The sequence below is a fragment of the Leucobacter sp. M11 genome (assembly GCF_035726885.1).
Taxonomy (GTDB): domain Bacteria; phylum Actinomycetota; class Actinomycetes; order Actinomycetales; family Microbacteriaceae; genus JAPFRB01.
Map to the genome: position 1 here is coordinate 83214 of NZ_JAPFRB010000004.1, position 2093 is coordinate 85306.

Genomic DNA, 2093 nt, shown 5'->3' on the forward strand with positions numbered 1-2093 from the left:
TGCTGGAAACCCTCGCGGATCGGATGGACGATTCCCCGGATCCCGATGCCTCCCGGCGGACCATCCTGGCCTGGCTGTTCAGCGGGGCGAGCGCGGTGGCCGAGGTCCAAGACGCGCTGCGCCTGGCCATCACGAGCGCCGCCGAGCAGGCCGCGCACGGCGCGGAACTGAGCCAACCGGATCTCGCGCGCCTCGACGGCCTCGCCGAGCTCGTGGCCACCCACCCCGGCGACCCCGGGGTGCTCGTGTCCCTGCTCATGCACCAGATCGCCCTGGCCGAGGGCGAGGCGCTGTACCTGCCCCCCGGGCACCTGCACGCCTATCTCTCCGGGGTCGCGGTCGAGGTCATGGCCTCCTCCGATAACGTGCTCCGGGCGGGGCTCACCCCCAAGCACGTGGACATCGAGGAGCTCAGCCGGATCATGGTCGCCTCGGAGCTGGCCGACCCGAGGCTCCCCCCGAGCCACCCGGCCCCCGGGATCACCCTCTGGGAGGCCCCGCTCGACGACTTCCTGCTGGCCCGGATCCGGGTCCAGCCGACGGCGCAGGGCAAGGCCCCCGGCGAGCCCGCCCGCCAGGTGAGCGGCCCCGCCAGCTACCCCCTCGTCGTGATCGCGACCGAGGGCCGCCTCCTGGTGGAGCGCGTCAGCGACTCGCTCAACGAGGTGGCGAGCCTGGCTCGCGGGCAGGCGCTCTACATCTCCGCGGGGGACCCGGTCAGCGTGTCGGGCTCCGGCGAGGCCTTCGTGGCCACCGTCGGCCGGGGCTGGGCCGGTCTGGGCGAGGCGTCCGGCTGAGTCAGCGCGTGCCGCAAGCCTCACCCCCGCATTGAGGCTTTATCATCACGAAACTTGACTTGCGCGAATGACACCGGTGTAATTAGTCGAAGGTAATCGGTACTTAACGGGGGAAACGGGAGACATGCAACATTCAGCGTACGACTCTTCGGTCCCCTCGAACTGGTTCGTCGACCCGGTGTTTTTGGGCGTTCCCGGCATCCGACGTCCCGAGGACGAGGAAGCCCAGCTCGCGTGGCAGGCCGACGCGCTCTGCGCGCAGACGGACCCGGAAGCATTCTTCCCGGAAAAGGGTGGCTCCACCCGCGAGGCCAAGCGGATCTGCGAATCCTGCGAGGTTCGTTCCTCCTGCCTGGATTACGCGCTCGAAAATGACGAGCGCTTCGGCATCTGGGGCGGCCTCTCCGAGCGCGAGCGCCGCAAACTCCGCCGCGAGGCGATGTAAGGGACTTCCCCCGCCGCTTTGCGCGGGAACGGCGCGGCCCCGCGCGCCCAGGCACCGCCGTGCCTAAGCTGGGCTCGTTATGGGTATCAGAGTCACGGCGGTCATGATCGCCAGCAACGGGTCCGCCTGGTTGGACGAGACGATTCCGGCTGTCCGCGCGCAAACGCGGCGGCCGGACCGCGTGATCGCCGTCGACAACGGCTCATCGGACGACAGCTCGCGGCTGCTGCAGGCCTCCGGCGCCGAGCGCGTCGTGGTCAGCCAGCACCGCATCCCCTTCGGCAAGGCGGTCCAGCTCGCCCTCGCGGGCACCGAGGCCGCAGCGATGACCCCGGAGCCCGGCTCGCCCAGCGAAGCCGACGCGGTCGACGCCGCCGATGCCGGGCCCGAGGCGGACGCGCAGCACGCCTCCGGCGAAGCCGCTGCCGCAGCCGCCGCCGCGGCCCCCACCGCGCCCAACGCCTCGCTCGGGGCCACGCACGCGGACCGCGAGAGCGACGCCGACGTCGAGTGGCTGTGGCTGCTCGCGCACGACACCGCGCCCGAGCCCGACGCCCTGGAGCGCATCCTCGCCACCGTGCAGCGCGCCCCCTCCGTCGCGGTCGCGGGCCCGAAGCTGCTCGACTGGTTCCACCCGGAGCGCATCGTCGAGATGGGGCAGTCGCTCACCCGCAGCGGCGCGCGCTGGCAGCTGAACCGCCAGGAACTCGACCAGCAGCAGTACGACGACCAGCAGGACACCCTCGGGGTCGGCCCCGCCGGCATGCTGGTCCGCCGGGATGTCTGGGAGCAGCTTGGCGGCTTCGATCCGGCCCTCCCCGTCTACGACGACGGCCTCGACTTCAGCGTCC

Annotated in this window: 2 protein-coding genes and 1 pseudogene; all 3 read left to right on the forward strand. The window is 71.6% G+C overall.

Annotated features, from left to right (window positions below; all coding sequences use genetic code 11):
* Positions 1-797, forward strand: a pseudogene (locus tag OOT08_RS12365) (mannose-6-phosphate isomerase, class I); the annotation flags it as partial.
* Positions 798-921: 124 nt separating this feature from the next.
* On the forward strand, positions 922-1242 hold the full coding sequence (locus tag OOT08_RS12370) for a WhiB family transcriptional regulator (RefSeq protein ID WP_325093045.1): 321 nt from the start codon (positions 922-924) through the stop codon (positions 1240-1242).
* A gap of 79 nt (positions 1243-1321) precedes the next feature.
* Positions 1322-2093: glycosyltransferase family 2 protein (locus tag OOT08_RS12375; RefSeq protein ID WP_325093047.1), on the forward strand; the 772-nt coding region annotated here is incomplete at its 3' end.

Excerpts from the sequence above, each read along its gene's own strand:
- OOT08_RS12370 (WP_325093045.1), top strand. The coding sequence starts at position 922 with ATGCAACATTCAGCGTACGACTCTTCGGTCCCCTCGAACTGGTTCGTC.